This is a genomic window from Mesorhizobium sp. M8A.F.Ca.ET.161.01.1.1, from assembly GCF_004792105.1.
Classification (GTDB): domain Bacteria; phylum Pseudomonadota; class Alphaproteobacteria; order Rhizobiales; family Rhizobiaceae; genus Mesorhizobium.
This window is the reverse complement of the sequence record NZ_SRTD01000396.1, coordinates 1-300: the sequence shown is the minus strand read 5'-3', so window position 1 is coordinate 300 and position 300 is coordinate 1. Positions and strand designations below refer to the sequence as shown.

The following is a 300-nucleotide window of genomic DNA, read 5'->3' as shown; positions in this document are numbered from 1 at the left end:
CATCCAGATCGTCGCCACGCAGGACCCGTTGGGTCAGGGAAAGCATGACAGCGACGTGATGATCATCTTCGGCACCCGGCAAGAGGCGGGTGACGGGGCCGTACTGCTGCTTTCGGAAAAAGTCACGCCGGTCTGTTCACCTGCGTTTTTGGCAGCAACGCCGGCGCCCGCAGGCGTTGCTGATTTTTCGCGGCGGAAACTCATCCACCTCGAAAATACCTCATCAGCGCACTGGTTCGACTGGCCTTCCTATTTCAAGCATTTCGGCGTTCAGAGAGGCCCCGAAAACGACGGCGGCGA

The 300-nt window shown here is 59.3% G+C and carries 1 pseudogene; it reads left to right on the top strand.

Annotation, left to right across the window (positions count from 1 at the left end):
- A pseudogene (locus EN804_RS36250) lies at window positions 1-300 on the top strand (LysR family transcriptional regulator); the annotation flags it as partial.